The 25033-nt window shown below is 69.0% G+C and carries 28 protein-coding genes and 1 tRNA gene; 9 read left to right on the plus strand and 20 right to left on the minus strand.

The genetic code is table 11. The features are described 5' to 3' along the window. Positions 1 to 56 precede the first annotated feature (56 nt). From AC1DW0_RS01875 to AC1DW0_RS01885, 3 genes are all read left to right on the plus strand, one after another. On the plus strand, positions 57 to 2618 hold the full coding sequence (locus AC1DW0_RS01875; protein ID WP_477944692.1) for a PD-(D/E)XK nuclease family protein: 2562 nt from the start codon (positions 57 to 59) through the stop codon (positions 2616 to 2618). Then, positions 2615 to 5839: a UvrD-helicase domain-containing protein gene (locus AC1DW0_RS01880; protein WP_477944694.1), complete on the plus strand. Its 3225-nt coding sequence runs from the start codon at positions 2615 to 2617 to the stop codon at positions 5837 to 5839. Before AC1DW0_RS01875 ends, AC1DW0_RS01880 begins: the two co-directional genes overlap by 4 nt. 15 nt (positions 5840 to 5854) lie before the next feature. Next, a tRNA-Pro gene (locus AC1DW0_RS01885) sits at positions 5855 to 5931 on the plus strand. Positions 5932 to 6017: 86 nt separating this feature from the next. Here AC1DW0_RS01885 and AC1DW0_RS01890 read toward each other — a convergent pair. From AC1DW0_RS01890 to AC1DW0_RS01905, 4 genes are read right to left on the minus strand one after another with little or no spacing between them, the layout of a single operon-like run. Then, on the minus strand, positions 6018 to 6308 hold the full coding sequence (locus AC1DW0_RS01890; protein ID WP_056195496.1) for a late competence development ComFB family protein: 291 nt from the start codon (positions 6306 to 6308) through the stop codon (positions 6018 to 6020). A 43-nt stretch (positions 6309 to 6351) separates the two neighbouring features. Then, a complete protein-coding gene (gene nadA / locus AC1DW0_RS01895; protein WP_457445675.1) occupies positions 6352 to 7452 on the minus strand; it encodes a quinolinate synthase NadA in 1101 nt (366 codons plus the stop codon). Between the two features lie 23 nt (positions 7453 to 7475). Continuing rightward, positions 7476 to 8249 carry a LytR/AlgR family response regulator transcription factor gene (locus tag AC1DW0_RS01900; RefSeq protein ID WP_457445674.1) on the minus strand — a complete coding sequence of 258 codons (774 nt, stop codon included), beginning with the start codon at positions 8247 to 8249 and terminating at the stop codon, positions 7476 to 7478. Then, positions 8246 to 9322 (minus strand): sensor histidine kinase, encoded by a 1077-nt coding sequence (locus AC1DW0_RS01905; protein WP_457445673.1) that lies wholly within the window; start codon positions 9320 to 9322, stop codon positions 8246 to 8248. The genes AC1DW0_RS01900 and AC1DW0_RS01905 overlap by 4 nt, the downstream gene beginning before the upstream one ends. A gap of 84 nt (positions 9323 to 9406) precedes the next feature. Between AC1DW0_RS01905 and AC1DW0_RS01910 the strand changes: the two genes are divergently transcribed. After that, positions 9407 to 9811: a DUF1761 domain-containing protein gene (locus tag AC1DW0_RS01910; RefSeq protein ID WP_457356385.1), complete on the plus strand. Its 405-nt coding sequence runs from the start codon at positions 9407 to 9409 to the stop codon at positions 9809 to 9811. 21 nt (positions 9812 to 9832) lie between these two features. Here AC1DW0_RS01910 and AC1DW0_RS01915 read toward each other — a convergent pair whose 3' ends face one another. The 5 genes from AC1DW0_RS01915 to AC1DW0_RS01935 form a co-directional block, all read right to left on the minus strand. Next, the gene (locus tag AC1DW0_RS01915) at positions 9833 to 10816 is read right to left on the minus strand and encodes a DnaJ-like protein C-terminal domain-containing protein (protein ID WP_477944698.1); all 984 of its coding nucleotides are present in this window, start codon (positions 10814 to 10816) and stop codon (positions 9833 to 9835) included. A gap of 121 nt (positions 10817 to 10937) precedes the next feature. Continuing rightward, the gene (locus AC1DW0_RS01920) at positions 10938 to 11615 is read right to left on the minus strand and encodes a hypothetical protein (protein ID WP_457356387.1); all 678 of its coding nucleotides are present in this window, start codon (positions 11613 to 11615) and stop codon (positions 10938 to 10940) included. Between the two features lie 96 nt (positions 11616 to 11711). Then, complete coding sequence (locus AC1DW0_RS01925) at positions 11712 to 12248, minus strand: RNA polymerase sigma factor (RefSeq protein WP_457356388.1); 537 nt, start codon at positions 12246 to 12248, stop codon at positions 11712 to 11714. Between the two features lie 18 nt (positions 12249 to 12266). Further along, positions 12267 to 12464: a YgaP-like transmembrane domain gene (locus AC1DW0_RS01930; RefSeq protein ID WP_056195517.1), complete on the minus strand. Its 198-nt coding sequence runs from the start codon at positions 12462 to 12464 to the stop codon at positions 12267 to 12269. 130 nt (positions 12465 to 12594) lie between these two features. Continuing rightward, complete coding sequence (locus tag AC1DW0_RS01935; protein ID WP_477944701.1) at positions 12595 to 13752, minus strand: serine hydrolase domain-containing protein; 1158 nt, start codon at positions 13750 to 13752, stop codon at positions 12595 to 12597. Positions 13753 to 13848: 96 nt separating this feature from the next. On the opposite strand from AC1DW0_RS01935, the gene AC1DW0_RS01940 reads away from it, so the two are divergent. Next, the gene (locus AC1DW0_RS01940) at positions 13849 to 14370 is read left to right on the plus strand and encodes a GNAT family N-acetyltransferase (protein WP_457321599.1); all 522 of its coding nucleotides are present in this window, start codon (positions 13849 to 13851) and stop codon (positions 14368 to 14370) included. Here AC1DW0_RS01940 and AC1DW0_RS01945 read toward each other — a convergent pair. After that, positions 14367 to 15296 (minus strand): DUF2785 domain-containing protein, encoded by a 930-nt coding sequence (locus AC1DW0_RS01945; protein ID WP_477944704.1) that lies wholly within the window; start codon positions 15294 to 15296, stop codon positions 14367 to 14369. The two genes, AC1DW0_RS01940 and AC1DW0_RS01945, sit on opposite strands and share 4 nt — an antisense overlap. Here AC1DW0_RS01945 and AC1DW0_RS01950 point away from each other — a divergent pair. Continuing rightward, on the plus strand, positions 15295 to 15684 hold the full coding sequence (locus AC1DW0_RS01950; protein ID WP_235531916.1) for a nuclear transport factor 2 family protein: 390 nt from the start codon (positions 15295 to 15297) through the stop codon (positions 15682 to 15684). The two genes, AC1DW0_RS01945 and AC1DW0_RS01950, sit on opposite strands and share 2 nt — an antisense overlap. A 3-nt stretch (positions 15685 to 15687) precedes the next feature. Here the strand turns inward: AC1DW0_RS01950 and AC1DW0_RS01955 are convergent, their stop codons facing one another. The 3 genes from AC1DW0_RS01955 to AC1DW0_RS01965 form a co-directional block, all read right to left on the minus strand. Then, complete coding sequence (locus tag AC1DW0_RS01955; protein WP_477944706.1) at positions 15688 to 16842, minus strand: alpha-hydroxy acid oxidase; 1155 nt, start codon at positions 16840 to 16842, stop codon at positions 15688 to 15690. Between the two features lie 66 nt (positions 16843 to 16908). Continuing rightward, positions 16909 to 17826, minus strand: coding sequence for a LysR substrate-binding domain-containing protein (locus AC1DW0_RS01960; protein WP_477944708.1), 918 nt, complete (start codon positions 17824 to 17826; stop codon positions 16909 to 16911). Positions 17827 to 17878: 52 nt separating this feature from the next. Beyond that, positions 17879 to 18655, minus strand: coding sequence for a tetratricopeptide repeat protein (locus tag AC1DW0_RS01965; protein WP_457325409.1), 777 nt, complete (start codon positions 18653 to 18655; stop codon positions 17879 to 17881). 244 nt (positions 18656 to 18899) lie between these two features. Between AC1DW0_RS01965 and AC1DW0_RS01970 the strand changes: the two genes are divergently transcribed. Continuing rightward, complete coding sequence (locus tag AC1DW0_RS01970) at positions 18900 to 19256, plus strand: MmcQ/YjbR family DNA-binding protein (protein ID WP_457325410.1); 357 nt, start codon at positions 18900 to 18902, stop codon at positions 19254 to 19256. A gap of 55 nt (positions 19257 to 19311) precedes the next feature. Here AC1DW0_RS01970 and AC1DW0_RS01975 read toward each other — a convergent pair whose 3' ends face one another. The 6 genes from AC1DW0_RS01975 to AC1DW0_RS02000 all read right to left on the minus strand — a co-directional run bounded on the left by AC1DW0_RS01975 (position 19312) and on the right by AC1DW0_RS02000 (position 23606). Beyond that, entirely contained in the window at positions 19312 to 19761 is a 450-nt protein-coding gene (locus AC1DW0_RS01975; RefSeq protein ID WP_056195544.1) for a universal stress protein, read from the minus strand. A gap of 195 nt (positions 19762 to 19956) precedes the next feature. Beyond that, complete coding sequence (locus tag AC1DW0_RS01980; RefSeq protein ID WP_477944710.1) at positions 19957 to 20676, minus strand: GntR family transcriptional regulator; 720 nt, start codon at positions 20674 to 20676, stop codon at positions 19957 to 19959. Positions 20677 to 20733: 57 nt separating this feature from the next. Then, positions 20734 to 21555: an ABC transporter ATP-binding protein gene (locus tag AC1DW0_RS01985; protein WP_477944712.1), complete on the minus strand. Its 822-nt coding sequence runs from the start codon at positions 21553 to 21555 to the stop codon at positions 20734 to 20736. Positions 21556 to 21558: 3 nt separating this feature from the next. Continuing rightward, on the minus strand, positions 21559 to 22398 hold the full coding sequence (locus AC1DW0_RS01990; RefSeq protein WP_477944714.1) for an ABC transporter permease: 840 nt from the start codon (positions 22396 to 22398) through the stop codon (positions 21559 to 21561). Positions 22399 to 22402: 4 nt separating this feature from the next. Beyond that, positions 22403 to 23389 carry an ABC transporter substrate-binding protein gene (locus AC1DW0_RS01995; protein WP_477944716.1) on the minus strand — a complete coding sequence of 329 codons (987 nt, stop codon included), beginning with the start codon at positions 23387 to 23389 and terminating at the stop codon, positions 22403 to 22405. Positions 23390 to 23438: 49 nt separating this feature from the next. Then, positions 23439 to 23606, minus strand: coding sequence for a hypothetical protein (locus tag AC1DW0_RS02000; RefSeq protein ID WP_477944718.1), 168 nt, complete (start codon positions 23604 to 23606; stop codon positions 23439 to 23441). A gap of 240 nt (positions 23607 to 23846) precedes the next feature. Here AC1DW0_RS02000 and AC1DW0_RS02005 point away from each other — a divergent pair, with 240 nt between their 5' ends. Next, positions 23847 to 24143: an autorepressor SdpR family transcription factor gene (locus AC1DW0_RS02005; RefSeq protein WP_056195558.1), complete on the plus strand. Its 297-nt coding sequence runs from the start codon at positions 23847 to 23849 to the stop codon at positions 24141 to 24143. Continuing rightward, the gene (locus AC1DW0_RS02010; RefSeq protein ID WP_457356398.1) at positions 24140 to 24517 is read left to right on the plus strand and encodes a hypothetical protein; all 378 of its coding nucleotides are present in this window, start codon (positions 24140 to 24142) and stop codon (positions 24515 to 24517) included. The genes AC1DW0_RS02005 and AC1DW0_RS02010 overlap by 4 nt, the downstream gene beginning before the upstream one ends. A 39-nt stretch (positions 24518 to 24556) precedes the next feature. Here AC1DW0_RS02010 and AC1DW0_RS02015 read toward each other — a convergent pair whose 3' ends face one another. Continuing rightward, positions 24557 to 24925, minus strand: coding sequence for a VOC family protein (locus AC1DW0_RS02015; RefSeq protein ID WP_457356399.1), 369 nt, complete (start codon positions 24923 to 24925; stop codon positions 24557 to 24559). Between the last annotated feature and the right edge of the window lie 108 nt (positions 24926 to 25033).

Below are 25033 nucleotides of genomic sequence, written 5' to 3' on the forward strand. Positions count from 1 at the left end.
ACCGAAACGGTGGCAAACATGCGGGCGGGAGGCCTGCTTTACAAGTGCAGCAAGCTTTGAATCTGGGCCTGGCGCCTGGCGAGGACAACGAAGCCTTCTGGCGCCGCGTCGCGGCTGTCAGTGCCGACTGGCTGGAAGGGCGAGGCGCGGCCGTGCGCGATGCCGTGCTGCTGCTGCCTTTCGCCCAGCAGATCGCGCCGGCGCGCCGCGCCTGGCTCGCCCACGGCGGCTGGCAGCCTCGCATCACGACCAGCCGCAGCTTGGCTTCGGCGCTGGGCCCCACCACGCTGGCCGCACCGGACCAGCTCTCCGGCGACGCCGCCATCGACGCCTTCACCGCCGACCGGCTGCTGGCCGAGCAGAGCTGGGTGCAACCGCTCAAGCGCAGCAGCCCGCGCGACTACCGTGTGGCGCTCGCCCGGCTCGTCGACACCGCCCACGCGCTGGCCCGCGCGGCCGCCCAGGTGCCGCCGATTGAGCGCCTTGCGTTCATGGACACCGCCCGGCAACGGCTTGCAGCCCTGGACGCCGGCCCCGGCCTGCTGGAGCGCGCACTGGCTCAGGTCGCGCTGGCCTGGGTGGCCTCTGACGAGCGCCGCCCGCCCACCGACACGCTGTTCGCGCTGCGCCCCAGCGCCTGGATCTGGCTGCGCGCCGGCGGGCCCGACCCGCTGGCCCAGGCGCTGCTGGCGGGCGACGTGCCAGCGCTGTGYCTGAACGCCGACCTGGACCTCGATCAGGCCTGGGCCGGTTTCACGCCCGCCGCGCGAGTGGAGGAAGCCGTCGCGCCGGACTTCGAGACGCTCGCCCAGCAGACCGCCACGGCCGTCGTCCAGCACCTCAACGCGGGCCGGCGACCGGTGGCCTTGCTTGCGCAAGACCGCGTCGTCATCCGCCGCGTGCGGGCGCTGCTGGCGCGCCAGGGCGTGCCGATGCATGACGAGACCGGTTGGACGCTCGCGACCACGCCCGCCGCCGCCGCATTGATGGCCCTGCTGCGCGCCGCCCTGGCTGGTGGCGCAGTGGACGACTGGCTGGCCTGGCTGAAGTCCGCGCTGGCCACGGGTTGGGATGCCGAAGGCCTGTCCGGCCTGGAGTCGCGCTGCCGCCGCTTCGGCTGGCGCCAGGCCGCCCAGCTCGATGCAGCGACGCTGCCGCCGGCCGTCGGTGCGGCCTGGCAGCGGGCTCGGCGCCAACTGGAGCCGCTGGCCGGCGGCGCGCGCACGCTGGGTGGCTGGCTCGCCGCATTGGGCCAGGCGCTGAGCGGGCTGACGCCGCTGGCCGAGGTCGAGGGCGGCGAGGCCCTGCTGGAAACGCTGTGGATTTCGCGCAACCCCTGGGCCGGCAGCGCCCACGAGGCGGCTCTGGCGCAGACGCGGCTGCGGCCCGACGAGTTCCTGGCCTGGGTGGACGACACGCTGGAGGCGGCGCAGTTCGAGCCGACCGAAGAAGCGGGTGCGGTCGAGGTTGTCATCACGCCGTTGGCGCGGGCCATGCTTCGGCCCTTCGGCGCCGTCGTGCTGCCTGGCGCGGACGCCGCCACACTGGGGCCGGTGAACCCGCAAGCGGGTCTGCTGGCCGATGCCGACGCGGCGGCCCTGGGCCTGCCCAGCCTGGCCGAACGCCGCGAGGCCGAGGGCTTCAGTTTCGCGCAGCTGCTGCGCGCGCCGGTGCTGACGCTGCTGCGCTGCGCCTTCGCAGGCGCCGAGCCGCTGCCGGCCAGCCCGCTGCTGGAGCGGCTGGCCGGCGCGGCAGCGCGCAGCGGTCAGGGCCTGCATGAATGGCGCGACGGGCGTGAGCTTCTGACGCCGCCGGGCCAGCCCCAACACCGCGCTGCCGCTGATGCCGATGGCCGCTTGCCGGCGGCCCTGAGCGCCAGCGCCATCGACGCGCTGCGCAACTGCCCCTACCAGTTCTTCAGCCGCGTACTGCTGGGCCTGCGCGAAGCCGACGAGTTGGAGCAAGAGCCCGACAAGCGCGACTACGGCACCTGGTTGCATGCGGTGCTGAAACGCTTCCACGAGTCTCGAACTGGTGACGACGACGCGGCCCTGCGCGCGGCAGCCGAGGCCGAGCTGGCGTGGCTGGATGCGGCGGATTTCCTGCCTTTCTCAGCCGCCTTCGAGCGCCTGCGCCCGCTCTACCTCGCCTGGCTGGCCGAGATCGAGGCCAGCGGCCAGCGCTTCGCGGCCGGTGAGGTGGACCGAGATTGCCAGCCGTTCGACGCGCCCCTGGACGCGCTGACCCTGCGCGGCCGCATCGACCGCATCGACGAGGCGGGACGCCAGACCTGGCTGCTGGACTACAAGACCGGCGATGCCAAGGGGCTGAAGGAGAAGCTTGCTGCGCCGCTGGAGGACACCCAGCTCGCCACCTATGCGCTGCTGATGGGTGCCGCGCCGAGCCTGCAGGCGGCCTACGTCGTGCTGGACGACGGCAAGGGCATCGCACTGCTGCCGCACGCCGATGTCAGCGACACCGCGCTGGCGTTGCGTGATGGCCTGCAAACCGACCTCGCCGCCGTGCGTGCCGGCGCGCCGCTGCCCGCGCTGGGCGAGGGCAAGGTCTGCGACTACTGCGAAGCCCGCGGTTTGTGCCGTAAGGACGACTGGTCATGAGCAGCGCCGAACTCGCCTACTGGGCCGATGGCCTGCGCATCCCTCGCGAGCAGTTCTACGCGCTGGCCTGCGACCCTTCGCGCAGCATCGTCGTCGAAGCCTGTGCCGGTGCCGGCAAGACCTGGATGCTGGTGTCGCGCATCCTGCGTGCGCTGCTGGCCGGCGCCGAGCCGCAGCAGATCGTCGCCATCACCTTCACGCGCAAGGCCGCTGGCGAGATGCGCCAGCGCCTGGCCGAATGGCTGGCCGAGTTTGCGCAGGCACCTGACGCTGAGCAACTGGCGGCGCTGCGCCACCGCGGTGTGGCCGAGGCCGACGCCATGACGCTGCGGCCCAGGCTTGCGGCCCTGCAAGCCGAGCTGCTGCGCGGCGGCCGGGCCGTCGAGGTGCGCACCTTCCATGGCTGGTTCTCGCAGCTGCTGCGCGCCGCGCCGCTGGCATTTCTGCAGGCGCAAGGCATCGCGCCCGAGCTGCAGCTCATCGAGGACGAAGAGGAGCTGATGCCGACGCTGTGGCGGCGCTTCCACGTCGCGGTGCTGGCAGACGAGGCGTTGCGCGCCGACTTCCAGGCGCTGACCCAGTCGCGCGGCCGTTTCAACCTGCGCGAGTGGTTGCTGGGCGCGTTCGCCAAGCGTGTGGAGTTGCGGCTGGCCGAGATGGCTGGCGTGCTGGAGGCCAGCCTGCCCGGTGCAGTGGATGTGCTGGGCACCACGCCGGAGCAGTTCTTCGAGCATCTGCGTGAACCGCTGAAGGCACTCGCCCGGCTGCTCGGCGCAGCCAAAGGCAAGAAGGCGCAGGAAGCGGCCGCGTCAATCGAACAGGCCGCCGATTTCGACGGCTGCTTCGCGGCGCTGTTCACCCTGAAGGGCGAACCGCGCAAGCTGGGCGTCGACCACCCGGACCTGGACGAGCTGTGCGATGAGTTGCTGCATTTGCGCGCGGCAATAGCCCAGCAGCGCGCCGCCGACGAACACGCCGCGATGCGCCGCTTGGCTCTGGTGCTGGTGGACGCCTTCGAGGCCATCAAGCGCGAGCGCGGCCTGGTCGACATGAACGACCTGGAGCGCGGCGCGCTGGCCCTTTTGGCCGACGCGCAGACGGCCGGCTGGGTGCAGCAGCGCCTGGACGCCCAGGTGCGCCACCTGCTCATCGACGAGTTCCAGGACACCAGCCCGCTGCAATGGCAGGCCCTGCACGGCTGGCTCTCGGCCTATGCCGGCGCGGGCGCGGGCTCGCCGCTGTCCGTCTTCATCGTCGGCGACCCCAAGCAGAGCATCTACCGCTTCCGACGTGCCGACCCGCGCGTGTTCGCAGCGGCGCAGGGCTTCGTCTGCGACGGCCTCGCCGGCGTGCGCCTGGCCTGCGACCACACGCGGCGCAACGCGCCCGAGGTGCTGGCCGCCGTGAACGCCACTTTCGACAGCGCCCAGCGCGCCGGCACCTACCAGGGCTTTCGCGTGCACACGACCGAGGTGGCCGAAGTGGACGACCTGGCCGGCTTGTGGGCCCTCGACGCCGAGGTCATGGCGTCGCCCGCCCAGGCGGACGTTGACCCGCTGCGCTGGCGCCCCAGCCTGACCGAGCCCCGCCGCGAGGCCGAGATCAGCCGCCGCGCGCCCGAGTGTGAGCGGGTCTGCGGGGCAATAGTCGGGCTGCTGCAGGCCCGGCCTGAACTCAAGCCGGGCGACCTCTTCGTGCTGGCACGCAAGCGCGACCCGCTGCGCCAGCTCAGCGAGGCGCTGACGGCTGCCGGTGTGCCGCACGCAGCGCCCGAGGAGCAGCCGCTGGCCGGGCTGCCCGACGTGGCCGACCTGCTGGCGTTGTTGGACGTGCTGGCCTCGCCAGGGCACGACCTGTCGCTGGCCCGCGCGCTGCGCAGCCCGCTGTTTGGCGTCGATGAAGCCGACCTGCTGACGCTGGCCGAGGCCGCTGGTACAGCGCAGTGGCTGGGCCATGCACCCGCCGAGCGGCGCTCCTGGTGGGCCGCGTTGCAAGGCCTGGCCGCGCCTAGCGCGGCGTTGGTGCGCGCCCGGGTTTTGCTGCGCGGCTGGGCCGAGCAGGCGCGCCAGCGCACGCCGCACGAGCTGCTGGACCGCATCGTCCACGAGGGCGAGCTGCTCATGCGCATCGCGGCGGCTGTGCCCGCAGCGGATGCAGCCGTGCGACTGCAGAGCGTGCAGGCGCTGCTGCGTGCCGCGCTCGACCTGGATGGCGGCCGCTATGCCCAGCTCTACGGCTTCGTGCGCGCGCTGAAGAGCCGGCCCATCAAGTTCGTGCCGGCCGCAGCGCCGGACGCGGTGCAGCTGCTGACCATCCATGGTGCCAAGGGCCTGGAGGCCGAGGTCGTCTTTTTGCTCGATGCCGACGCCGCGCCGCCCAAGGCGGAGACGCTGGGCCTGCTGCTGGACTGGCCGGTGGGCCAGCCGGCGCCGCGGCGCGCGGCCTTCCTCGCCTCCGAAGCCAGGCCGCCGCCGTCATTGCAGGCATTGGTCGACGAGGAGCGTGCCGAGCGCGAGCGCGAAGAGCTGAACGGCCTGTACGTTGCCCTGACGCGGGCGCGGCGTGCGGTGGTGCTCAGCCACACGCCGAGCCGCAGCCAGGCCACCAGCTGGTGGGACCGGCTGCAACCGCTGGCCCGCCGCTGGCCCCTTGCGATGACACCGGGCGGCCGAGCCAACACCGCGCCGCCAGCCATTGCGCCGCTGCCAAGCTGGCAACCTCCAGCAGCCGTGGCCGCACGTGATGGCACGGCCCGTGACGACCGCCTGGCCCGCGTGGGCGAGGCCTTGCACCGCGTGCTGGAGTGGGCCTCGGCAAGCGGCCAGACGCAGCCGCTGGTGGCGTTGATGGCCTCAGCCTCGCAGGCCTTCGGCCTGGACGCCAAGTCACGCGAGCAACTTGCCCAGGCGGCCCAGGCCATCCTGTCCAGCCCCGACTGCCGGCCCTTCTTCGACCCGGCCGAGCTGATCTGGGCCGGCAACGAGGTGGCCGTGGGGCAGGGCACGGAGGGTGAGAAGGACCAGCGCATCGACCGCCTCGTGCAGCGCCGCGATGGCTGCTGGTGGGTGCTGGACTACAAGCTCGGCGCCACGCCGGAGCGCGAGCCGGCCTATCTGGAGCAGATGCGCGGCTATGTCGCGGCAGTGCAAATGCTGCAGCCGGGCGAGCCCGTTAGAGCCGCTTTGATCAGCGGAACGGGGCGCTTCGTTCCTGTGAGCTAGAATGGCAGGCTTGTTCGGGGCGTAGCGCAGCCTGGTAGCGCATCTGCTTTGGGAGCAGAGGGTCGCGAGTTCGAATCCCGCCGCCCCGACCATCTATAACGGAGTGATTCCCTCAAGGAATCTTGTGAAAGGCCCGCCTCGTGAGAGGCGGGCCTTTTCCATTCCTGCTCGACTCGGCCTATTTACGTGACCGCAGCGCCGTACGCGCCTGCACAAAGTTGAACGCATAGCTCACCGCCTCAACGATCGCGTTGTCGATCTCCAGCCGTTCGTGCTCGGTCAGGTAGAAGCTGAAGTCCACCTCATGGCGGATGTAGCGCGGGGGCAGGCGGTTCAGGGCTACACAGCAGACGTCGCAGAGCAGGTCGTTGCTGGCCGCGATGTCGGGGTAGTCGGTGGACGAGTCCATGACCGCGCCGAAGACCTCGCGCTCATGGTGGTTGTAGAGGGAGCTGAAGTCGGCATTCATGGCGGGCCTCGTCAAGGACGGTGAATGCCGATTTATAGCCCCATCAGGCTGCGCCGATACCCGGGGTCATACCGGCAGCGGCAGTCTTTCTCGCCGAGACGAAATCCAGCATGCGTGTGATGCAGCGTTGAGCCTTCACGCGGACAGCCTCGTCGACATGGATTTGAGGCTGGCCGCTCTCCAGGCAGTCGACCAGGTTGGCCAGGCCGTTCATCGCCATCCAGGGGCAGTGGGCGCAGCTCTTGCATGTGGCGCTGTTGCCGGCCGTGGGCGCTTCGATCAGCGTCTTGCCCGGCGCCAACTGGCGCATGCGGTGCAGGATGCCGTTGTCGGTCGCCACGATGTACGCAGGCGCCGTGCCTTCGACAACCGCCTTGATCAGCGCCGAGGTGGAGCCGACGACGTCGGCCTGCTCGACGACGCTCTTGGGTGATTCGGGGTGGACCAGGATCAGTGCACCCGGGTGCTGCTCGCGCAGCAGTTCCAGCTCCAGCCCCTTGAACTCGTCGTGGACGATGCAGGCGCCGTTCCACATCAGCATGTCGGCACCGGTCTCTTCCTGGATGTAGCGGCCCAGATGGCGGTCCGGCGCCCAGAGGATCTTCTGGCCCTTGGCATGCAGGTCAGCCACGATCTCCAGCGCGCAGGAACTGGTCACCATCCAGTCGGCACGGGCCTTCACAGCGGCGCTGGTGTTGGCGTAGACGACGACCTGGCGGTCCGGGTGGGCGTCGCAGAAGGCGGCGAATTCGTCCTCGGGGCAGCCCAGGTCCAGCGAGCAGGTGGCGTCCAGGTCGGGCATCAGCACACGCTTCTCGGGGCTGAGGATCTTGGCCGTCTCGCCCATGAAGCGCACGCCGGCGACGACCAGGGTCTGGGCGGCGTGGTCGCGGCCGAAGCGGGCCATCTCCAACGAGTCGGACACGATGCCGCCGGTCTCCAGCGCCAGGTCCTGCAGTGCGCCGTCGACGTAGTAGTGGGCGACGAGGACGGCGTTGTGTTTTTGAAGCAGGGCCTTGGCGCGCTCGGTCAGCGCGCTGCGCTCGGTCGCTGTCAGCGGTGTGGGCACCTTGGCCCAAGCGTGGGCCGTCGAGCAGCTGCCGGTGGCATCCTGCTTGGTGAAATCGAACAAGACTTGATCCATGCCGAATCGTAGCCCGCCCGGGTTTACCCCTCCAGCCACTGGCGAAAAGCCGCGGCGCGCTCCTGGCTGATCAGCAGCTCGCCGTCCAGGGCCGGGCGGAGGTCGAGCTTCAGCCTTCCCTTGCCGGCGGGCGCAAAGCGTTGCACTGCGCCCGCGGCCACCAGCAGCTGGCGGTTGGCGCGGAAGAAGCGCTGAGGCCCGAGCTCCTCCTCCAGTTCGCCCAAGGTGGGCTCGACTAGAAAGCGCTCACCGGCTTGAGTGACGGCAAAGCAGAGTTTGTCCACCGAGACGAAATAGGCGATGTCGGTCAGTTCCAGTGCATGGAACTGCTGTCCGCCCTTGCGGCCGACGATGCGCTGACGCCCGGCTGGCGGGCTCAGGCGCTGCAGCAGGCCGTCGAGCTGATGGTTCCAGCGCTCCTTGGCCTGGAGGTCGAAATGACTGCGCCATTGTTCGGCCTTGGCCAGGGCTTGGGCCAGCGCGGTGTCGGACACCGGCTTGAGCAGATAGTCCACCGCCAGCGCCTGGAAGGCCTGCAGCGCGAACTGGTCATAGGCGGTCGTGAAGACCGTGGGCAGGGCCAGGCGGCGGTCGCGGAACAGCTCCAGCGACAGGCCGTCGGCGAGCTGAATGTCGAGCAGCAGCAGGTCGGGTGCGGGGTGGTCAGCGAGCCAGGCCAGCGTGCCTTGCACCGTGTCGCTGTGGCCGAGCACGCGGGCCTCAGGCGCGACGCGGGCCAGCGTGGCGGTCAGGCGCTCGCGCGCCGGGATCTCGTCTTCGGCAATGAAGATCTTCATGGGCGGGCCAGCAGCGGAATGGAGACTTCGAACACGCCAGCCTCGGCGCGGCGTTCCAGCGCGCGGCCGGCCAGCAGGCGGCAGCGCTCGTCGAGGTTGGCCAGGCCCAGGCCTGAGGAGGGCAGGGCGCTGCGGCGCGGCTGCAGCGCGTTGCGGGCGTGCACGCGGTCCCCGTCCAGCGTGAAGCTGACGGTCAGCGACTGCGCGGCGCTGGCCTCGTTGTGCTTGATGGCGTTCTCCAGCAGCGTCTGCAGCGCCAGCGGCGGGATCAGCCACGAGCCGGTTTGCAAGGCTGGGTCCAGCTCCAGTGGCATGGCGGCGCCAAAGCGCAGGGCCAGCAGGCGGTGGTAGTGGCGCAGGAAGGCGAGCTCTTCGTCCAGTGGCACGAGGTCGCGCTGGCGGCTGTCCAGCACATAGCGGTAGATCTCGGCCAGGGTGTCGCTGAACTCGCGGGCGCTCTTCGCGTCGCTCTCGATCAGATGGCCCAGGGTGTTGAGGCTGTTGAACAGGAAATGCGGGTCGACCTGAGCCTTCAGCGCGCCAAGCTCGGCCTGCGTGCGGGCGCGCTCCAGGCGCTCCACACGCAGCATGTCCGACTCGCGCTCGCGGATCAGGAACATGGTCTCGTAGGCATGCGTCACGAACAGCACGCAGATGACATTGGTGGCCACCACCAGCTTCAGCGCATTGACGTCGACCGGCTGCCCAGCGACATGGAACCAGGCCCAGATGGCGGCCAGCGTCAGCGGTGCGGTGTAGAGCACATTGGCGCTGACCAGCATCAAGAGCTTGCGCAGCGGGTGGGCGAACCAGTTCAGGTGCTCGCGCTGCTTGAACAGCAGCCAGCGGTTGCCGGCCCAGATGGCAAAGGCCAGCGCGATGAAGCCGGCAAAGCCGACCCAGAAGCGCGCGTCGCCGGGGCCCAGTGGCCCATAGAGCCCAGTCAGCCAGGGGATGGCCAGCCCGAAGGCGAGCGAACCGCCGGCCATCAGCAGCCGGTCATCCAGGCGCGCCTGCATCGGCGGGTTCGGCGGCGATTTGAGCGGCAGTTTGTCGGCTTTGGGCGTGCTCATCTTCGACTTCGGCGCGCGACCGCTGTTGCCGGGGACGGGAGCGCCTCAGCATCGCCGCACCAACAACTTCAAGAGGGGTCTGCGATGGACGCAGTGCAATTCAACTTCCCGGCGGTCATTGTGGCGGCCTTGTCGAGCTTCCTGATCGGCGGGCTCTGGTACTCGCCCATCCTTTTCGCCAAGGCCTGGATGGCCGAGGCGGGCCTGAGCGAGGCCCAGGCCAAGCAGGCCAGCCCGGCCAAGGTCTTCGGCCTGTCGGCGCTGGCCTCGCTGGTGATGGCCTTCAACCTGGCGGCCTTCCTCGGCGCCAAGGCGACTCTGAGCTTCGGCCTGTTCGCCGGCTTGGCCACCGGCCTGGGCTGGGTGGCCATGAGCCTGGGCGTGATCTACCTGTTCGAGCAGCGCTCGCTCAAGCTCTGGCTCATCAACAGCGGCTACCAGGTGGTGGCCTACACGGTGATGGGCGCCATCCTCGGCGCCTGGCATTGAAGCCGGATCGCTTGCGCCTTCCTAGGGCAGCCGCAGCCGGTCGCCTTCACCAACCCGCACCGTGTTCGGCGGCTCGCTGCCGAAGCGATAGGTCACGCTGAGCAGCTTGCGGCGGCCGGGCGCGGGGTCGAAGCCGAACAGCTCGTTGCGCACCTCGGTCTCGAAGCGGTCGCCGCGGACCTGGCCGCGCAGGGCCTGGGTCACGTCGGTCCAGCGGCCGTCGGCGCCGTAGCTGGCGCTGTCGATGATGAGCCGGCCGCTGCCGGGCCGCACCGGGCCCTGGTCGCCGCCGCCGCGGTGGCCGCGGYCCCAGTCGCCGCGGCCCCAGTCGCCGCGGCCCCAGCCGACGAACTGGTTGCCGTCGATGGTGCCGTACTCGCGGTACTCGAAGACGCGCTCCTGGCCGCCACGGTCGCGGGCAAAGATGCGCAGGACCTTGGTCTTTCCGGGAAACGGGTCAACACCGAAGAGTTCATTGGTCAACCGCACGCGTTGGTCGCGCCGCGCCAGTTCGCGCAGGCGGTCGGTGACGTCCACGTCGCGGCCATCGGCGCCATAGGTGGCGTAGAGGATGGTGAACTCGCCGTCGTCGTGGCGGTCGCCGCCCGGGCTGTTGCCGCCCCCTTGCCAACCGCCCGACCCGCCGGACTCGCCCCAGTTGCCGCGGCCCCAGCCGATGAACCTGTTGCCGTCGACCCAGTCGCGTTCACGGAATTCGAAGGTGCGTTCACGCCCCTGGCGGTCGCGGGCAAAGATGCGCAGCGTCTTGGTGCGCCCAGGCTCGGGGTCGACGCCGAAGAGGTCGTTGCTCAAGCGAAAGCGCCGGTCCTGGCGGGCCAGCTCGCGCAGGCGGCCGGTCACGTCCACGTGGTTGTGCTCGGTGCCGTAGCGGGCATGTAGGATGACGAACTCGCCGTCATCGTCGGCCCAGGCGGGCCCGGTGATGGCAGTGGCCAGGGCTGCACCCAGGCCCAGTGTCCATTGGCCCAATTGGCGGCGTTTCATGGCGATCCCCTCGTTGTTGGTCTTGGCCGGGCATGGTCGCACGGCCAAGGGTTCAACGCGAGGACGGCCCGGCGCGAGGACGCCGGGCTTCGCCGGTTGTAAGGGCGGGTAAACCGCGCGATCAGCGGCCCCAGTCGCCGCGGCGCCAACCAGTGAACTGGCTGCCATCCACCCAGCTGCCCTCGGCGTACGCGAAGCTGCGCTGCTGGCCATTGGGGTCGCGCGCAATGATGATCAGCCGCTTGTCGCGGCCCGGGTCGGGGTCGACGCCGAAGGTGTCGTTGCCCATGCGGAAGCGCTCGTCGCGGCGCGCCAGTTCGCGCAGCCTGCCGGTCACGTCCACCTCGCGGCCGGGGGTGCCGTAGTTGGCGTGAAGGATGGTGTAGCTGCCGTCATCGTGGCGGTCGCGATAGGGGTTGCCGGCCCAGCCACCGTTGTAGTTCGGTTCGCCCCAGCGGCCCGCGCCCCAGGCGGTGAATTGCCCGCCGTCAATCCATGCGCGCTCGGGGTAGTCAAAGCGGCGTTCGCGGCCTTGGCTGTCGCGGGCGTAGATGCGCAGGTACTTGTCGCGGCCGGGGTCGGGGTCCACGCCGAACAGGTCGTTGGTCAGCCGCACGCGGCGGTCACGGCGGGCCAGCTGGCGCAGCTGGTCGGTCACATCGACATGGTTGCGGTCCGTGCCGTAGCGCGCTTGCAGGATGACGAACTCGCCGTCGTCATCGCCGCGCTGTGCCAGAGCGGGCAACGAGAGCCCGGCCAGCAAGGTGGCCGCGCCGAGAACGTAGTGGCGTCGATTCATGGTGTCTGTCTCCGAAGTTATGGAGGCAACCATGCTTGCACTGCCACGGCGGCACTCAAGTCGGAGAGGAGGAAGTCCCGCTGCGGGCGGCCACCGTCAGACGCCGGCCGGTTTCCCGCCCAGCAGGTACTCCCGCGCCAGTGCCCGGGCGCGATGCAACCGGCTCTTCACGTTCGGCCGCGTGAGGCCGGTGCGGGCGGCGATTTCCTCGATGGTTAGCTCCTCCAGGTCGCGCAGCAGCATGACCTCGAGGTAGTGGGACGGCAGCGACTCCAGCGCCGCCACCAGTTCCCGCCGCAGGCCCACTTCGTCGCGCACGACCAGCCACTGCTCCAGCTTTTCCTCGTCATACGGGTCATAGCGCAGCGTGAGCCGGCCCAGGCGCCGGCATTCGCGCTGCACCAGGCGGATCAACCAGCCCGAGAAAGCCGCCAGCACGCGCAGCGACGGCAGCTTGCGGCTGACGATGAGCAGGGCCTCCTGCACCGCGTCATCGACGTCGCTGAGCAGGCAGTGCTGCTGGGCATAGCGGCGGATGTCGGGCCGGGAGATCTTCAGCAATTGCTCCAGTGCCCGCGGATCGCCGCCGTGCGCGGCCGCGAGCAGGGGCTGGTGTTGTGGGGCCAGGGCCATGTCAGTGCTGCCCGGCTGCTACTTCAACTTGCGGCCAATCATGGCGCAAGCCGGGCAGAAACCGAACAGCCCGGATGCCACCAACCCGGCCGCCCCGCCAGCCACCAGCCAGCCGCCCATGCCGCCCAACAGCAGCAGCCCCAGGGCCGCGGCCACCAGGCCCGCCGCCACGCGCACGGCGCGCTCGCCGTTCGGAACGTTTTTCACATAGATCATGGTTCGACTCTCAAGTGTTCGAGGACAGCCCTCGGTCACTAAGAGGGAGCCAGGGCGCGATCGGATTCGCGGCCGGTCAAAAATATTTTGTCCTGGCGGACCCTGACAAATGCTCGCGCAGCGCTGGCCGCTAGCGCAGGAAGTCCATGGCACCGTACTCCCAGCCCCATGGCACGCCGGTCTCGCCGAGGATGAAGCGCACGAGTTGCGGAAAGGCCCGCTCGGCGCGCACGTCGTTGGCCAGGATGACGACGCAGCGCCTGCTCGGTTTCACGCAGACCCAGGTGTTGCCGGTGCTGTCGTCATGGCCGCCCTTGTAGAAGCCCGGCCCCTGCGGGCCTTCAAAGACGATGACGCCCAGACCTGCGGTGAGGTCGGCTCGGCGCCTGGCCGGTGGCAGTTCGGGTTGCAATGTCGGGAACTGGGTGGCCGTCGTGATGGGCAACTGGGGCGCCGTCAGCGCGGCGGCGCTCTCGGCCGACCGGCCGACGCCGCGGATGTAGCCGGACGCCATGCGGGCCATGTCGGCAATGGTCGTGTCCATGGAACCGGCCACGCGCACCTTGCTGCGTTCGGCGTGCGGCACCACGCGGCCGTCGGCCGTCCAGCCGTCGGCCAGGTTGGGCCTGAAGTCGGCGCGCCACTTCAGGCTGGTGCGTGTCATGCTAAACGGCGTGAACACGCGGCGCTGCACCTCGGCGCCCACGTCCAGACCCAGGCCGCGCTCCAGCACGAACTGCAGCAGGATGAGCCCTTCGCCGGAGTACGCGTAGCGTGAGCCGGGGTCGAAGTGAATGCGCAGCCGGCGGTCGGGCTCCAGGAAGGCGAAGTTGGCGAAGCCGCTGCTGTGCGTCAGCAGCATGCGAGCGGTCAGCTGGCGCCAGCGGTTGTCGCCCGCCAAGTGCTGCCACGAATAGGGCGTCAAGAAGCCGGCGTACTCCGGCAGCGGCCGGTCCAGGTAGCCTGCCAGTGGCCGGTCCAAATCGAGTTTTCCCTCCTCGACCAGCTGCATGGCCCAGTAGGCGAACACCGCCTTGGTCAACGAGGCGCCGTACATGACGGTGTCGGTCAGCAGCGGCTCGCCCGCCGCATTGCGCTTGCCGTAGGCGCCGACATGCACGACCTGGCCGTCGTCGATGACGGCCACGGCCAGGCCCTGGGCCTGGGCGGCGGCCATCAGCCGTGCGGCCTCGGCGTCGATGGCGTCGCTGCTCGGGATCGCGGGCGGGGCGGCCGCGGCCAGCAGGGGCAGGGCGATCAGCAAAGCGGCAAGGCGGGCAGGGCGCATGGTTTCTCCTGGGCGCCAGCCTAACGGCACCCGCGGGCGCGAGGCGAGGCCACCGCCGCTGCTGTTGTAATCGGTGCGCCGTCTTTGCTGCCGCCCATGAACCTGCTCGAACTGATTGCCCCCACCCCCGACGTCGCCGACGAGCTGCTGCGCTTCGAAACGGACAACCGCGCCTTCTTCGAGACCCGCATCAACTCACGGCCGCCCGGCTTCTACTCACGCGAGGGCGTTGATGCCGCCATTGCGCTGGCCGAGCGCGAGGCCGCTGAAGACAAGGGCTACCAGTTCCTCGTGCGTACCGTGGCCGGCGAGCTGGTGGGCCGCGTGAACCTGATCGGCGTGAAGCGTGCTCATTTTCAGATGGCTGAGCTGGGCTATCGCATGGCCGAGTCGGCCTGCGGCCGGGGCTATGCCAGCGAGGCCGTCCGGCTGGTGCTGGCCATGGCCTTTGGCGAGCTGGGCTTGATGCGCGTGGAGGCCAACGCACGCGTCGGCAACGGCGGCTCGGTGAAGGTGCTGCTGCGCAATGGCTTTCGCCAGTTCGGCCATTCGCTGCGCAGCTTCGAGCTCGGCGGCGTCTGGCACGACCGGCTTCACTTCGAGCGGCACGCCGACTAAGGCAGGCGGCGTAGCGTCTTCTGCAGCGGCACCAAAAGCCGTTCGCGCTGGGCGGCGTCGGTGACGTCCAGCACGCCGGCCAGCAGCGGCCACAGGAACTCCCGCAGATTGTGCAGATCGATCAGCGCGGTCTCGTCCCAGGCTTTGGCTGCCTTCAACGGCTGCAGCAGCCGGTCCAGCCAGGCCTGCACGGCGGCTTCGTCGGGCTTGAGTCGCAGCTGGAGTTGCAGCGCCGCACGCGCCAGGCGCTGGCCTTCACCGAAGCGGTAGGCATGCCTGTGGTCGGCAAGCACCTGGCTGCTGACGGCGTCCAGCAGGGCCTGGCGTTGGGTGGGGCTCAGCGCATCGTTCATGCCGAGCTGCAGAGCCAGGTCGGCACCATGGGCCACGCCGTGGCGCCAGCCCTCGCCGGGGGTGAAGCCGCGGTAGTCGCGCACGCTGCTGAGGAAGCGTGCGGCATGCTCGACGAGCTCGCCGCGCTGCTCGGTGGTCATGAAGGGCTTGAGGCGGTCGGCCCGTGCCACTTCGGCCAGCGTGAGGACCGCAAAGGGCTGGTGCACGCCGGCGGTGTCGGGCTTGGCGTCCAGCACGGCGACGAGGTCGGTGCGCAGGCGTTGCAGCGTGGCGGCCTCCAGCTTGCCGCCGCGCGCCCATGCAGAGATCTGCTCGAAGGCAATGTCGTCGCGCAGCTGGAAGTCGGGATGTCCCAGGCAGGGTAGCAGAGCGATGGCCTGCTGCTGGATGCGCGCTGGGTCGGTTTCGGTCTTCAAGTCGACGGGCAGCGCGCAGGTCTGGGCGGCGACGCCCACGCTCAGCGTGGACAGCAACAGGCAGATGCGGACGGACGCGGTCTTCATGGAGGCACAGTAGCGCACGATGTGGCCCGCGGGCGAAAAGTCACCGCTGCTGACGACAATGCGCCGCATGGAAGATGACCTGGTGGATACGCTGCGGCGTCTGGAAGTCGAACTGCATCACCCCGGCGTGCGCCTGGACGAAGCGCGGTTGCAAGCCCTGCTGCACGCGGATTTTCACGAGGTCGGCCGTTCCGGCCGGGCCTATGACCGACCTACCATCCTGCGTTTCCTGGCCGAGCAGGGCCGCAGAGACGAGGGTCCGCCGAGTGTCGAGCCCGATCAATTCGCCGTGCGGCCCCTCGGCCCTTCGGCGGCGCTGCTGACCTATCGTGCTGCGCACCGCCAGCCGGACGGATCGCTCACGCGGCACACGCTGCGCTCCTCGGTCTGGGTGCGCGAGGGCGAGGCCTGGCAGATGCTCTACCACCAGGGCACCGCGGCCGAGACTTCCTGGTAAGACTCAGGCCGTCGGGTAGGTGCCCGGCACCAGGATGTCGCGCGTCACGTTGGTGAGCTGCGTGTGGCCGCAGAAGGCCATGGTCACGTCCAGCTCCTTGTGCAGGATGGCCAGCGCCTTGGCCACGCCTTCCTCGCCCATCGCACCCAGGCCATAAGCCATGGCGCGGCCGATCATCGTGCCGCGGGCGCCCAGGGCCCAGGCCTTGAGCACGTCCTGGCCGGAGCGGATACCGCCGTCCATCCACACTTCCGTCTGCGAACCCACCTCGGCCGCGATGGCGGGCAGCGCGTGGATGCTGCTGGGCGCGCCATCGAGCTGGCGGCCACCGTGGTTGCTGACGACGATGGCGTCGGCCCCCGCCAGCACGGCGAGCTTGGCGTCTTCCACGTCCATGATGCCCTTGAGGATGAGCTTGCCGCCCCATTGCGCCTTGACCCAGGCGATGTCGGCCCAGGACAGGCGCGGGTCGAACTGCTCGTTCGTCCAGGCCGAGAGAGACCGCATGTCGCTGACGCCCTTCACGTGACCCACGAGGTTGCGGAAGGTGTGGCGCTTGGTGCCGGCCATTCCGAGGCACCAGCGTGGCTTGGTCATCAGGTTGAGGATGTTGCCCAGCGTCGGCCGCGGCGGCGCGGTGAGGCCGTTCTTCAGGTCCTTGTGGCGCTGGCCGATGACCTGCAGGTCCAGCGTCAGCACCAGGGCCGAACACTTGGCTGCCTTGCAGCGGCCGATCATGCGGGCCATGGCGTCACGGTCGCGCATCATGTAGAGCTGGAACCAGAACGGCGCCGAGGTGTTCTCGGCGATGTCCTCGATGGAGCAGATGCTCATCGTGCTGAGCGTGAACGGGATGCCGAACTTCTCGGCTGCGCGCGCCGCGTGGATCTCGCCGTCGGCGTGCTGCATGCCCGTCAGCCCCACCGGTGCGATGGCCACGGGCATCTTCGCGGCCTGGCCCACCATCTGCACGGCCGTGCTGCGGCCTTCCATGTTGACGGCCACGCGCTGGCGCAGCTTGATGGCCTGGAAGTCGCTCTCGTTAGCGCGGTAGGTCGTCTCCGTCCAGGAGCCGGAATCGGCGTAGTCGTAGAACATGCGCGGCACCCGCTTCTCGGCGAGTTGGCGCAGGTCTTCGATGCAGGTGATGACGGGCATGGCGGACTGGTCGGAGTGAGGCCGCGATGCTAGGCCCGCACCGCACCGGTCGCCCCGGAAAAAAACTCAGCCGGGTCGAGAGGAGTTTTCCGCTTCGAGCGCGCGGCAATGCGCATGCAGCCACTCGGCGAAGGCCTCGGATGCCGGGCTGGCGCGGTGGCGAATGAGGCCGTAGTGGCGCTCGGCCGGCACGGTCAGCGCAAACGGCTGGACGAGGCGGCCTTCGGCCAGCTCGTGGCGGGCGAGGCTGAGCCGGGCCAGTGCCACGCCCTGGCCGGCCAGGGCCGCGGCCAGCGTCAGGCCCAGGTCGACGAAGCGCGGGCCTTCGTCCGGCTCGGGCACGTCGCCCAGGCCGGCGGCGCGCAGCCAGGGCGCCCAGGGCTGCAGCGGCGTGCGCAGCAGCGGCAGGGCGAGCAGGTCGGCCGGCTCGCGCAGCGGTTCGTGGCGGGCCAGCAGGGCGGGCGCGGCCAGCGGCGTGAGGCGGTCGCGCAGCAGCACCTGGGCGGGCGCGATGTCGTCCGGCACGGCGCCGTGGCGGATCTCCAGGTCCGCCCCCGCGTCGCCCTCGGCCAGCAGCGGGACTGACAGCGTCAGCTCCAACTCCACCTCGGGGTGGGCTGCCGTGAAGCCGGGTAGCGCGGGCACCAGCAACTGGCGGGCGAAGGTGGGCGTGGACGTCACGCGCAGACGCTCGCGCTGCTGGCTGGCGCGCTGGTGCAGCGGCATGGCCTGCAGCAGGGCCAGGGCCTGGCGTACCTGGGGCAGGTACTCGTGGCCGGCGGAGGTCAGGGTCAGGCCCTTGGCGGGTTGACGCAGGAACAGGGGCTGGCCCAGCCGCTCCTCCAGCCCGGCCACGCGCTTGGCGACGGCGCTGGCCGTCAGCGCGAGTTCGGCGGCGGCGGCCTCGAAGCCGCCCGTGCGGGCCACGGCCTCGAAGGCGAGCAGAGCGTCGAGCGAGGGCAGGCGGATGGCGCGCGAGGACATGGGGTCATCCTACCCAGCCACCCCCCCGGAGCAGGCGAGGGGATGCGGTGCGTCAGAAGTTGATCGTCGTCGGCCCGGCGTCGCGCGACGGCCGGCGCAGGTATTGGCCCAAGGTGCCGGCCATCGCCGCCACGACACCCGCGGCCAGCCGCAGGGCTTGGGGCCTCGCAGCATTTGCGTGACCAAGCCTGGGTGTATCGCCGGGCTGCGCGATGGCGTGCACCAGCGCCAACTCCTGCTGGCGCTCCTGCACGAGGAAGAACATGCGGTTCGGGTCGGCAAAGCGCTGCGCCAGCGCGCGAACCGCCTTCAGCTCGTGGCTGCGTACCCGCACACCTTGCGGGCTCAAGGTGCAGCCCAGGGCACGGCTGCGCAGGTAGAGCGACTTGGCCGCCAGGCGGTCGGGCAGGCAGCCCACGCCGGCGTATAGGCAGTTGGCGAGGTTGAAGGTGGCCTCGGCGTGGCCCATGGCCGCCGCCGTCACGTAGGCCGACAGGCCCGCTGCTTCGTCGACCGGGCCGCCTCGGCCGGTCATCAGCGCCCGCCCGAGCTGGAAGCGCCCGATGGCGCTGCGCCGGGACGCGGCCTGTTCCAGCACCCGCCGCGCCTGCGCCGGGTCCGCGGCCATGCCCAGCCCTTCCAGCTGGCACAGCCCCAGCATGGCGAGCCCGTCCTTGTCGCCGCTGTCTGCCGCGGCACGGAACCAGCCCACCGCGCGCTCATAGTCCGGCGGGTTGGCATGGAACAGGGCCATGCCGTGCTGGAGTGGGTCTACGGGCTGCGCGTTGAGGGCCATGGGCGGGGTCGGCCCCAGGTTGAGGATATTCATGCAGCAGGCGGGCGTTGGAGGTCGATATTGCGACCTGGTTTGGGCGGCCCGAGCGGTGCTCAGGCGCCCGGCAAGGCGTATCCCTGAATTGTTGGTGGGCCGGGCAGCAGGGCAGGGCTGCGCGGCGTGCAGTAATGCTGCAAATTGCCGCAAACCGAGGCGCTCGGCGAGAATTTCAAGGCTTCAGCGGCGGGCCGGCCACCCTGCGCCGGCCGCCACCACAACGCGAACTCCGCCCGACACCATGAGCTTTTCAGTCCTCGCCAAATACGCCATGGAACTGCCTGGCGCCACGCAGGACATCAAATGGGGCGCCGACTGGGTGGCCAGCGTCGGCGGCAAGATGTTCTTCGTCGGCGGGCCACACCCCGGCAAGTGGACGCATTGCAGCTTCAAGGTCGACGAGCACCGCTTCCTGGAGCTGACCGGTGTGCCCGGCATCGCGCCCGCGCCTTACGCGGCGCGGTATCACTGGGTGGCGGTGGAGGATGCGAAGGCGCTGCCCTTGTCGGAACTCAAGGCACTGGTGAAGCGCTCGCATGAGCTGGTGGCTGCCAAGCTGCCGAAGAAGCTGCGGCTGAGCCTCGGCCTGGCCGAGTAGGTCCGGGCCGAGAGCGTGCTCCGCGTGACTCGCGCATTGGGCGCCAGCGAAACGCTCAGCTGGATTGGGCGCGCCACACCAGAACGGGCACTTCGGTGTGTGCAAGCACGCGCTGGGTCTCGCTACCGAGCAGCAGCCCGGTCAAGCCCTTGCGGCCATGCGAAGCCATCACGATCAGGTCGCACTGCAGGCGCTTGGCGACACTGCAGATGGCGTCATGGGGATGGTCGTTCTGTTCCATCAAGGTCTCGCAGGGCACCTTCGCTTCGTTCGCCACGCCGCTGACAAACTTGAGGTAAAGGTCCGCGTGGGCCCGCACGTCTGTCGCGAACTGATCGCGCGAACCCTCCAACTCAGACGCTCGATAGGTCAGCACATGGAAGGCAGGCGTGGCGTAGAACGCCGTCACCCGCGCGCCGGAAAGCCTTGCCAACTCGACGCCATGAAAGACCGCTTGCTCGGAGAACCGAGACCCATCGGTCGGAAGCAGGATGTGCTTGAACATGATGCACCTCTGGCTAGAAGCCGGGCACTCGCACGTCAGAGCAGGCCTAGCATCACCTGCCCAGGTGACCCGACCGGACCCGGCTTGCGGGCAGGTCGTCTGCGACGATAGTACGCCGCGGCGGGCAACTTGGGTGGGCTCTTCGGTATCTTGGCTGACCCTTTGCGGTGGGTCTTGATCACGTGCTGTCCCGCACTACGCGCTCTTGGACCGCTCCCGCGCCTCGTGCAGCGTCGCCAGCGTGATCTTGCGCACCTCGGCCTTGCTCTGTTCGACATGGCTGCGCAGCAGCAAATGGGCCTGCTCGACCTTGCGCTGCATGACTGCGCGCAGGATCTTGGCGTGCTCAGCGTAGGTCGCCTCGATGCGGTGGCCGCGCGTGAAATCCAGGTGGCGAATGATGCGGATCTGCTCCGTCACGTCCCAGTGCACACGGGCTATCTCGGCGTTGCCTGCCGCGCTCACCAGCGTGGCGTGGAAGGCCTCGTCCAGCATGCCCACCTCGCGGGCATCACTCAGTCGCTCGGCGGCGGGGACCAGCCAGATGTCCTTCAACGATTCCAGCTCCGGCGGCGGCGTGCCGGTGTGCGTGCACAGCCGCGCCACGGCGGCCAGCTCCAGGACGACGCGCAGGTCGTAGAGCTGCTCCAACCTGCCGAAATCGATCGGCCGTACGGACCATCCCGACTTGGCCTCGACGTCGAGAAAGCCCTCGTTGCGCAGCTTGAAAAGCGCCTCGCGCACCGGCGTGCGGCTAACGCCCAGGCGCTGGCCCAGTTCCGCCTCCGAGAAGCGGTCGCCCGGTACGAGCTGGAAGTCGTTCAGCTCGGCCTTGAGCCGGGCGTAGACCTGCTCGGCCAGATTGGGACGGCCGGCACGCGGGGCGCTGGCAGAAGAGTCGACGATGGCCCGCATGCCGGCGATCTTAGCCAGCGGGCGCGGTGAGCAAGCTCTTCTGCTCAGCGAGCATGTTCAACGCCGCACCTCGCGCTGGAAGATCTCCAGGCTCTGCTTCTTGGCCGTGATGAAGCTCGGCTCCGACAAAGTGGCCACCGTGCGCGGCCGCGGGTCCTCGTACTTCAGGATCTCGGCCACCCGGGTCGGCCGCTTGGTCAGCAGCAGCACCTCGTCGGCGAGGTACACGGCCTCCTCCAAGTCGTGCGATACCAGCATCATGGTCGTGCCCGTCTGCATGAAGACCTCCTGGAGCTTCTCGCGGATGAACAACGTCATCTCGAAATCCAGCGCCGAGAAGGGCTCGTCCAGGAACAGCACCTCGGGGCCGGGCGCCAGCGCCCGCATGATGGATGCCGTCTGCTGCTGCCCGCCCGAGAGTTCATACGGGTAGCGCTTCAGGTCGAACTTGACGTCGAAGCTCTCCACCAGCTCGGCCATGCGCCGGTCCACCTCGGCCTTGCTGCGGCCTTCCATCTTCAGCGGGTAGGCGATGTTGTCGATGGTGCGCATCCACGGGAACATCGCCTCGCGGTAGTTCTGGAACACGTAGCCGATCTTGGTGTCCTTGAGGCTCTTGCCGTCGAACAAGATCTGGCCCGAGTCGATGGGAATCAGCCCCGCGATCATGTTGATCAGCGTGCTCTTGCCGCAGCCGTTGGGGCCGAAGACGGACACGATCTTGTGCTTGGGGATGTCGAGGTTGAAGTCCTCGTACAGCGGCCAGCCTGCGAAGTACTTCGTCAGGCCGCGGATGGTGATGTGGGTGCCGGCGGGACCGGGCTGGAAGGCGCGCACGGGCACATCGGGCACGACCGGGGCGTTGATGACGGCGGACATGGCTTACCTCCCACTCCAATGGACGATCTTGCGTTCCAGCACCAGGAACAGAATGTTGAGCACATAGCCCAGGATGCCCGCGGCCAGGATGGCGGCGTACATGGTCTTCACGTTCAGCACTTGCTGGGCGTCGATGATGCGGTGGCCCAGGCCGTTGTCCGAGCCGATGAACATCTCGGCCACGACGACGATCACCAGCGCCATCGACACCGCCGAGCGCAGGCCGACAAAGCTGGGCTGCAGGCTCTCCCACACCAGCACGTCCTTGAAGATCTGCCAGCGCGACGCGCCCATCACCTTGGCCGCCATGACGCGCTGCTTGCGCGCGTTGATGACGCCGTAGGCGCTGTTGAACACCACGATCAGCAGCGCGCCAAAGGCGGCGATGGCGATCTTGTTGATGTCCGACACGCCGAAGATCAGCAGGAACAGCGGGATCAGCGCCGACGATGGTGTCGAGCGGAAGAAGTCGATCAGGAACTCGACGCTGCGGTAGGCGCGCTCGTTGCTGCCGAGCAGCACACCCAGCGGCACGCCGACGACGGCGGCGATCAAAAAGGCCTGCACCGTGCGCCACACCGTGGTAGCGAAGTCCAGCAGCAGCGGCCCGCCGGCCAGGCCCACCACCAGCGTCTGCAGCGTGGCCAGCGGCGGCGGCAGCAGGATGGGGCGGATGAGACCGAGGCGCACCACCAGGTCCCAGATGATGAAGAGCAACAGCGGGCCGATGAAGGGCAGCAGCTTCGCGGCGTTGAAGCGCGGCAGGCGCACGGCGGGCTGGCCGTCGGCGACGGGTGCGCGCCAGGGCTGGGCGGCGGCGGGGGTTGGGTCCACGATAGTCATGGCCTCATGCCTTGTAGAGCAGGGTCGTGACGTCGAGCTTCTTCTCGAACACACCCTTCTCGGTGAAGAGGTCGAAGAACTTCTGGAAGGCCGCCACGTCGCTCGGTGTGAACTCGTTGTAGAGCATGTAGGAGGCCAGCGGCACCTCGCCGGTGAGCGGGCCTTCGATGGCCGTGTAGCCCTTCAGGAAGTTGCGCGCCTGGGCCGGGTCCTTGCGCACGAGGTCGATGCCGCGGGCATAGGCGGCGATGTATTTCTTCGTCTCGGCCGGGTGCTTCTTGATGAACTCGGTCGTCAGCGTGGCCGAGCCGCCATGCCACGGGGCCAGCGGGTCGCCGAGGATGTACTTGGCGATGACGCCGGCCTCCAGCACGCGCGTCGTGCCATTGAGCCGGCCCACGGTGCCGGTGGGTTCCAGCGTGTAGACGGCGTCCACTTGGCCGGCGGCGAGTGCGGCCACGTGCTGGCCGATGGGTAGCTCGGTCACCGTCGTGCCGGCAGCACCGGCGCGTTCCAGCACGGCCATAGCCAGCGTCTTGTTCTGGATGCCGGGCCCGCTGGCTACGCGCTTGCCCTTCAACTCGGCCAGCGTCTTGACGGGGCTGTCCTTGGGCACGAGGAACTGGTCGAGCACGTACTTCTGGTTGCTCGGGTTGGTGGCGATGATCTTGAACAAGCCCGGCGAAGCAATCTCGCCCACGCCCAGGTTGCCCGAGCCGGTGCCGTTGGAGCTGCCGTCGCAGCGGCCCGCCAGCATGGCCTCCATCACCTGCTGGGCGCCGGCGAACTTGAGCGCCTCGACGTCCAGCCCCGCTTCCTTGAAGTAACCCTTCTCCACCGCCGCATAGAACGGCAGCCCGGCCGCCACGGGCCAGTAGCCGATGCGGATCTTGGGTGTCTGGGCACGCACCAGTGCGGGCGCGCCCAGCGTGGCCACGGCGGCCGCCGCGCCCAGCAGGGTGCGGCGCTGGGGTTTGAACGAATCGGTCATGGTCGGCTCCTTGGGTGATTGAGAGGGGGAGGCAAGAAGGGGTGAGGCTTCAGGCGAGGTGCAGTTCGGCCATGCGGGCCCGCCAGCCTTCGCCGAGCATGGCCGGGTCGTGCGGGCCGATGAGGCCGGCAAGCGCGCCCAGCAACTCACGGGGCGGCGCGCCGTCCAGATAGGCCTGGTGCCAGTCTCCAAGGGTCAGAAGGCTTCGCTTGTTCATGGTGCACATGCTGGTATACCAATTGGTACGCCAGCATCAAGCGTGCCAGTTTGCGGCGCGCCTGCCTCTGCGCAGGTTCTGCATGTGGTGTACCGGGCGTCGCTCGGTCTGCCGCTTTCTGGCAGTCCTCCTTCAAGCCTTCGCGGCTGAGATCGCGTGCCTCGCCGTGGGGCGTTGATGCACCAGTCGGCGGTGCGGGGCGCCCTTGACACGTTTCGATGATTAGCTAATCATCAAGCCATGAACAAGGTCTTCAAAGCCCTTTCCGACCCCACCCGTCGCCAGGTGCTGCAGCTCCTGAGGCAGGGCCCCTTGAGCGCCGGTGAGCTGAGTGACCAGTTCCATGTCTCCAAGCCCACGATGTCGGCGCACTTCACCGTGCTGAAGGAGGCCGACCTCGTACACGCCGAGAAGGCGGGCAAGTCCGTCCTGTATCACCTGAAGCTGTCCGTGCTCGAAGAAGCGTTGCTGGGCTTCGTCCATTCGTTCAGCCCGAGCGCCGACGCGCCGGAACCCAAGAAGGAGATTGCGCGATGAAAGCTGATCTGATTGCAGGCCTTGCTTGGGGCGGCGGCATCGTCGCCGTGGCGTTGGGCATGACCTGGGCGCGCAAGCTGGGCTATGCGGACGGCGAAAACGTCACCCGGGTGGTCATCGCCATGAACGGGCTCATGATTGCCTGGTATGGCAACCGCATGCCCAAGCGCTTCTTCCCGAGCGAACTGGCCCGCAAGGTCAACCGGCTTGGGGGCTGGTCCATCACGATCAGCGGGCTTGTCTATGTGGCGCTGTGGGCCTTCGCTCCGATCCCCGTGGCAGTCGCCGCGGGTTCCGCCTCAGTCCTGGCGGGGGTGGCTGTGCCGCTGGTCTATTGCCTGTCGCAGCGGGACAAGTTCAAGAGCGCGACGTGAGCGGGGTGATCTGCCTGCAAGCGCACTCGAACCCACGCCTCAGCCCACCGTCCGATGGCTCACCTCCACCAGGATCCCGCCGGGCGCGTGGCAATAGAACATCAGGCTGCCGCGCATCACGCGCGGAGGCTGCGCGAGTTCGATGCCTGCATCCAGCATCCGTGCGTGCGCGCTCATGACGGCCTGCTCGGAAGCGAGCAGAAAACCGATGTGAAAGGTCTTCGGATACATCGGCTCGGTGGCATCTTTCGCCCGGGTGAGGACGAGCACGAAGCCGCCTTCACCATCGAGGATCGCCATGCCGTCGTTGCCTTTGATCTGGCGCAACGTGAAGCCGAAGGCGGCCTCGAAAAAGGCGGTGGCTGCGGTCACATCAGGCACTGAGAGATCGAGGTGGTTGAGTTGCATTGATTTGTCCTTTGAGTCAAATGGACTCGACCGGATCACAATGCGAAGCACCGTCGGCACCCGCTTTGCCACACAGACGAGCCCGCAGCGCGAAAGGCGCTGAGGTTC

The sequence above is a fragment of the Roseateles sp. P4_D2 genome (assembly GCF_056401875.1).